This is a genomic window from Anaerophaga thermohalophila str. Valhall (assembly GCF_000250735.1).
In the GTDB taxonomy this organism is placed as follows: Bacteria; Bacteroidota; Bacteroidia; order Bacteroidales; family Marinilabiliaceae; genus Anaerophaga; species Anaerophaga thermohalophila_A.
The window spans coordinates 20085-27485 of record NZ_AHZV01000356.1 but is presented as its reverse complement, the minus strand read 5'-3'; the positions used below and the strand labels follow the sequence as shown (position 1 = coordinate 27485).

General features: G+C 38.1%; 4 protein-coding genes. All 4 read left to right on the top strand.

Translation table 11 applies throughout. The annotated features are described in order from the left end of the window. Window positions 1-398 precede the first annotated feature (398 nt). The 4 genes from OQ5_RS0118695 to OQ5_RS25355 all read left to right on the top strand — a co-directional run bounded on the left by OQ5_RS0118695 (window position 399) and on the right by OQ5_RS25355 (window position 7359). Window positions 399-4553: a hybrid sensor histidine kinase/response regulator transcription factor gene (locus tag OQ5_RS0118695; protein ID WP_016778952.1), complete on the top strand. Its 4155-nt coding sequence runs from the start codon at window positions 399-401 to the stop codon at window positions 4551-4553. Between the two features lie 611 nt (window positions 4554-5164). Beyond that, the gene (locus OQ5_RS23695; protein ID WP_016778951.1) at window positions 5165-5314 is read left to right on the top strand and encodes a hypothetical protein; all 150 of its coding nucleotides are present in this window, start codon (window positions 5165-5167) and stop codon (window positions 5312-5314) included. A 32-nt stretch (window positions 5315-5346) separates the two neighbouring features. Continuing rightward, on the top strand, window positions 5347-7107 hold the full coding sequence (locus OQ5_RS0118685) for a fibronectin type III domain-containing protein (protein WP_016778950.1): 1761 nt from the start codon (window positions 5347-5349) through the stop codon (window positions 7105-7107). Then, window positions 7108-7359, top strand: coding sequence for a T9SS type A sorting domain-containing protein (locus OQ5_RS25355; protein ID WP_082179627.1), 252 nt, complete (start codon window positions 7108-7110; stop codon window positions 7357-7359). It abuts the gene before it with no gap. Window positions 7360-7401: the final 42 nt, after the last annotated feature.

The following is a 7401-nucleotide window of genomic DNA, read 5'->3' as shown; positions in this document are numbered from 1 at the left end:
GAAAACTTATGAATAAAGCAGGTTAAATTTTGCAGATAAGAATTTTACCGTTAGTACCGAAAATTGGCCTGATAAGCAAAAATCCAACTCCGCAAAACAAATGATTGATATAAAGTGTTTTGTAATTTGAGTTAGATATAAGATGATTCGCATAACATTGGTTTACTGTATTTTAGCAGATATAATTCATCGATCGCAAATAGCTGATTTGTTATTTAGTGCGTGTCTATAAACTCGCAAAAATTTTTACAATATGTGTGTCTGTTCAGAAAGTGTCATTTACAAGGCTTGCGAAGTCCGAAAATACGGAGTTTACTCATCGTAAATGAGTAATTTTCGGACGAGCGTAACACAGTAAATGGCACTTTATGGGCAGACACTACATAGTTACATAAATCATGGCAGGAAGCAGGAACATCATCTTAATTTTTGGATTTGTATTGGTTTTTCAAGTTCTTGCCGGTCAGGAAAGCAGAAATATTGAATATAAATTCAGGCATCTTGATAGTTCTAATGGGTTGTCGAGCAACCAGATTACAGCGATTCATAAGGATCGGCTCGGATTTATCTGGTTTGGAACCATTTCCGGTCTTAACCGCTACGATGGCTATTCCTTTAGAGTATATAAAAATATTCCCGGTGATACCACTACAATTCCGTTTAATAATATTCAGAATATTTATGAAGACCATAATGGCTTTTTGTGGATTATTTCTCAGGATAATCAGCTTTCGGTTTTTGATCCTTCAAAAGATATTTTTTACGGGGATTATTACCTCTTCAGAGAGGCAAATAATGTCCCGTCTCAATTTATTTCTTCGTTGGTGGTTGACCACGATTCCAATCTTTGGGTGGCATCAAACCAGTTTGGTCTTTATTGGGTCAGAGCAGTAGATAATGAGGTGGTAAAGATTCCTTCCGAAAAAGAGGAAGAAGGAGGTATTGCCAGTGATTTTGTTACCGATGTGTTTGTCGGAAATGATTCTACCATTCTGATAATTAATGCATGGGGTGTTGTAGAATACATAGATTCAAAAAGCCTGCAGGTTTTAAAAAGATATCAGCCTGAGGGGTTAAAGTCACTAATTGATCAGGATTACTTTTCTGTTTTCGAGGATAATGAGGGAGATGTTTGGATATATTCGAAGCAAAGCGATCTTGGATTGTTTTATTACAGCCCCGAAACAGGTGAGGAATTGCATTTTAAAGCCGATGCAGAAAAGCACAGATTGACAACAAATATTGTTACGGGCGTTTTGCAGGATCAGAAAGGTCATATCTGGGTGGCTACCGATCATGGAGGTATTCAGATAATCGATAAAAGCAATTTCAGTGTGATGGCGGTTCAAAATGCACCCGGAAATACCAATAGTCTTTCACAAAACAGTATTACCTCTTTGTTACGGGATGATTTGGGAACCATCTGGATTGGAACCTACAAAGAAGGTGTCAATTATTATCATCCTGAGTTGTTTCAGTTTCGTCTTTTTTCGCACAATCCCTTGAACAGTGGCGGACTTCCGGCGAATGATATCGATTGCTTTGCCGAGGATGAGAAAGGGAATCTGTACATTGGAACCAATGGCAACGGCCTTATTTATTATGACAGGAATTATGATCGGTTTTCAGTTTTCAAGGCACGGCCCGACAATCCCGATTCATTGAGCCACGATGTGATTGTCAGTTTGCTGTATGATTCCAAAGACAGATTGTGGATTGGTACTTATTATGGAGGGCTCAACTGTTATGACGGAGAGCGGTTTAAACGGTATTATCATGATCCCGAAGACCCCAATACAATCTCCGATAACCGTATCTGGAAAATTTATGAGGATTCGGATAGAAGAATCTGGATCGGAACCCTCGGAGGCGGTCTCGACCTTCTTGATGAATCGAATGGTCGCTTTCTGCACTATCGTGATGGCGACCTGAACTCGGTCCATTCCGGTTTTATACTGACCATTTATGAGGACGATGTGAACAATTTATGGTTTGGTACATCCAACGGCATTGATGTGCTAGACAAAACTACCGGCCGGTTTTCGCACATTCCCGCGAATCCTGGAAAGCAAAATGCTCTGAGCCATCATATTGTGTTGTCCATTATTCAGGATCAAAGGGGTTTGATGTGGTTTGGTACACGAAACGGGTTGAACATGTTTGATCCGAAAACAAATGAGTTTCGCCTTTTTCTGGAACGCGACGGATTGCCCGACAACAATATTTTAAATATTCTGGAAGATGACAACGGCAATTTATGGATGAGTACCTTAAACGGTATTTCCAAACTTGAGATAACCGGGAGTAAAGGAGAATTTGAGTTTTCTTTCAGTAACTACGATTTGCTGGATGGTTTGCAGGGGCGCGAATTTAATGAACATTCGGCTTTTAAAACTTCCCGGGGCGAATTGATTTTTGGAGGTCCCGAAGGTTTTAACCTGTTTCTCCCCGAAGAAATTCAAAAGACCCCTTTTACCCCAGGCGTTTTACTGACAGGGCTGCGATTATTTAACCGTGAAGTGGGGGTGCAGGAAAAAATTTACAACAAAGTAGTATTAACAAAACCTTTGTTTCTTTCCGATTCGCTGGTTTTGAAGCACAATCAGAATGTTTTTTCACTGGAATTTTCCGGAATGGGTCATCCTCATCCCGAAAAAATCCACTATCAATACAAGCTGGAAGGTTTTAATGAGCAATGGGTTAACACTGATGCTTCGAACCGCCTGGCTACATATACAAATTTGAATTTTGGTTCTTATGTTTTCAGAGTTAGAGCCAGAATGGGAGAAGGCGGTGAGTTTGGGCCCGAAAAAAGGCTTGTTGTTATTATAAAGCCACCCTTTTATGCCACCCGGTATGCTTATGTGAGTTATTTCGTTCTGTTTGCCGGCCTTGTTGTGTTGTTTGGATTCATAATACGCCGTCGTGAACGTATCAGATATGAACGACAACAGGAATTACGCGAACATCAGCGCATTCACGAGATGGATGCCATGAAAATCAAATTCTTTACCAACATCAGCCATGAATTCAGAACGCCTCTCACACTGATTATTACACCACTGGAAAGACTTGCAAAAGACATCAAAGACGATTACCTCAGCGAACAGTTGAAAATTGTGCTTAGAAATGCCAGGCGGTTAATGGGACTTGTTAACCAGTTGCTCGATCTCAGGAAAATAGAAGTACAGGGTGTAACGTTGAACCGTACCAGGGCCGATTTGGTTGGATTTGTTGAAGAGGTGGCACATTCGTTTTCGGACCTTTTTGATACCAAATCTATTCGGTTTAGTTTCGAGTCAAATGTATCTTCCCTCCAAATGGGATTTGATCAGGAAAAGCTTGAGAAAGTCATCTTTAATTTACTGTCCAATGCCTTTAAGTTCTCAAATGAAAAGGGTGAAGTAAAACTAAAGGTGGAATATTATGAAAAGAGAAGCACGCCGGATACTGATGCCTTAGTAAAGATTTCTGTCAGCGACACCGGTATTGGCATCTCTAAAGAGAAGCAGGAAAGCATCTTCGAACGTTTTTTTCAGGCAGGGACTGCCGGGATAAGCAATTTGGGCAGCGGGATTGGCTTGTCTATAGCCAGCGAATTTGTACGTTTACATGGCGGAGAAATTTCTGTGGACAGCACACCTGGCAAAGGGAGTGTTTTCGTGGTTGAGTTACCGGTGGCTCGAAATGAAGAGGTTTCGTCAGAAGAGCCGGTCAGCCTGATGTTACAGGTTGGGGCTGTTAACCATGAGGCGCTTACCGGGCACTTAGACGAAGAAGACCGGGAATTGTTGCTTATTATAGAAGACAATGAAGACCTGCGATTCTATCTTAAAGAAAATTTAGGCCATCGTTACCGTATTGCCGAGGCTGCAGATGGAAAAGAAGGATACGAAAAAGCAGTGGCAGTATACCCCGACGTTATAATCAGCGATATTATGATACCCGAACCCGATGGAATAGAACTTTGCCGGAAACTTAAAAACGATCCTAAAACTTCTCATATCCCAATAATCCTCCTAACAGCCAAAGTTTCTGCCGAACAGGAAATCGAAGGGCTTGACGCCGGAGCAGATGATTATATAACAAAACCTTTTAACTATGAAGTGTTGGAGCTGAAAATCAGGAGATCGACAGAAATCCGGAAAAAATTAAGGTCTAAACTTCAAAAGCAACATTACGAAATATCTCCGGGGGAGATTGGCATTACTTCTCTTGACGAAAAATTTATGAAAAAGGCAACAAAGTTCGTGGAAAAGAATCTTTCGAATACCGGACTTTCCGTCGAGTTGTTCAGCAAAGAAATGGGCGTCAGCCGCGGTCATTTGTACAATAAAATAATGGCGCTCACCGGGAAAACACCTACTGAGTTTATCCGTATTATGCGTCTTAAGCGTGGGGCACAGCTTTTGGCTAAGAGTCAGCTTACAGTTTCCGAAGTTGCCTACAAGGTGGGATTTAACGATCCTAAATATTTTTCCCGTTATTTTAAAGAGGAATTTGGTGTCTCCCCGTCGCAATATATCCGCCGAATTTCTCAAAACCAGGGCTGAAGTCAGAAGCTGGATATTTGAAGTTAGAAGCAATTAAGCTGAAGCTCAATAGATTTTTTGATTCATCATCGCCCTTTTTGATACTTACAAAACCTCATTGTTGGGAAATCGTTGAGAGAAACAAACAAGTATCGATGACTTGTACAACCCGCTTCTGCTTCTGACAAGTCTGACTTCTAATATCTAACATCTATCCTCTAACATCTGCCTGTAATATACCTTTTTATCTTTCTCAAAAAAGACATATTATCCCATTTTAGAAGACATTTTATCACCCTTTGTGTACCATTAACACCCATTTCTCATACAAAACGACTAAATCTTTAAATAGTGTTAAAATATATTTGAAAACGCTATCGGAAACGATCGATTTTTCGCATGGCAATCTACTTCTGTAAAAAATTGTTGAAGTGTTTCATTATTTAGTGCGTGTCTATAAACACGCAAGATTTTCACAATATGTGTGTCTGTTCAGAAAGTGTTATTTACAAGGCTTGCGAAGTCCGAAAATACGGAGTTTACTTATCGTAAATGAGTAATTTTCGGACGAGCGTAACGCAGTAAATGGCACTTTATGGACAGACACTATTTAAAGATTTAAATCCAATGCTATGTTAAAAAAGAGTATTCTTTTATTGTTCTTTTTTATGGCGGGACTGGGACTAATGGCCCAGCAAACAGTGACCGGTGTGGTTACTGACTCGTCAGATGAGCTTGGCGTAGTTCCCTGCTTCAGATGGGAAGCATACAACATAAATTGAAAAGAAACTAATTCTAACTTGTACTAGATATTATGGTTCACAGAAATTTTTATTTAACAAGAGGTTTTTTGATTGTCGGTTTAGTTATCTTTTTATCAGCTTATTCCGATGCTCTTTCTCAGAAATTTATTGCAAAATCATTTCTCCATGATCGGCAGTTTTATGGCATTGGTCGCGATATAGATACCAAAATTACTTCTAAGTTGGAAAGTTTGATAGTTGGCCATGATCATTCTTTTTCTGTTTATTATCGTGGTTATTTACAGTTTGATTTATCTAGTATTCCAGAATACGCAACATTGAAGAGTGTTAAGCTTACAATGGGGGTTGAGCCTAATTATCAGGGGGGAATTGTTTTAAGAAAAATGAATTCTCCATTGTCTACAAATGAGATTGAAGGTTGGAATGAGTTATGGGGTGAAAAAACTATTTTAAAAGGATATATTCAAAATGAGAGAATCGTCATTACTGATTCTAAGTTGAAACAAGAAGCAGAAAATGTTATTATGAAAAATGAGGGTTCGATTCAGTTCGGTGTTTTACGTGATAGTGAATCGACTTCTCTCTTTATTCTATTTAGGGAAGATTTATTGAGCCTTGATGTCACTTATGAAATTCCTCAACCTCAAAAACCGTCAGAATTACATGTTTCAAATATTACTAATAATAGTTGTGACCTGGAATGGAATGAGGTAACTGAAAATATAGAGGGGTATGATATTAACATTGACGGATATCATATTTATAAAGATGGACAAAGAATTGCTACAACAGATAACACAGGTTATATAGTATCAGGGTTAATTCCAGCTACGTCCTACAGGCTTAGTGTTAGTGCTTTTTCTGATGCTGGCGAGTCCCCTAAAAATGAAATTACACTTCTTACAAAGCCTTCAAATCCCAATAATCTTAGTGCAACCAATATTTCATGTAAAGGAGTAGATTTACAATGGTCCATTGTTCCAGGACAAATATCAGGGTATAAAATATATTGTGATGGACAACTTTTCAATACTGTTGAGTCCACCACAACTAACTATTCCGTAAGTGGGTTGGCTCAGAAAACCCAATATAACTTTACTGTTAAAGCGTATAATAGTTCTGGTGAATCATACAACAACCCAAGTGTTGATATTGAAACATTGGAAAATGAACATATTCCTTATGGCCCTTATGCTAATGTGACATACAATAGTAACGGAACAGCTAATGTTAGATTATGGTGGGGGCTTCCTGGGAGTGATAGTTATTATGGGATTCAATATTATCGAGTTTATTATTGGATTGGAAATTCAATTGTTGTTGCACCGTTAACTACAAGCAGGTATTTTGAATTTTCAAACTTAAGCAGGGGAGTAATTCACCGATTTAGTATTACATCTTTTAATGGAGTATGTGAATCCTATGAAACTGAGAGTTTTGATATAGATTTAACAAATTGTGTTAATCCTCCCTCAAAACCTTCAAACTTAGAATTTACACCTCATAATTATTCAGGAGGTATACAATCCGGAGGAGAAGTTACGTGGTCTGCAGGTGGGACTAGTTATAACTTATGGTTAATGGATGGTCTCTATAACGTTGTTCAATATTCAACCACAACTGATCAATCATATCATTTTTATAACTTAAATGGAGAATATAAACTTTTAATAGAAGCAATTAATGATTGTGGCAGTTCATATAGTGACCTTTTGTATTTTACAATACCAATAAATACCTCATTGAAAATCGCTTCGAGGGGAAATGAAGATGACTTATTTAAGTGTATTAGCGCTATTAATCAATATTGAATAGATCAGTGTTCTGATTATGAACAAGATAAGTCCAATATTGAAATTTATCCAAACCCAGCAAAAAATAGGATTTTTATTTTAGGTGATGCAATTATAACCTGTAATATTTATGATATGAAGAGCACTTTGATGAAATCTATTTCTAATCCATCAGGAAAAATTGATATTTCAGATTTGCCATCAGGGTTATATATTTTCAAAATAAAAACCGACCAAGGAATAATTTCTAAAAAAGTAACAAAACAATAAAATTCTAACAGTTGAAGTCGTATCATATTTAAAGGTGATGAC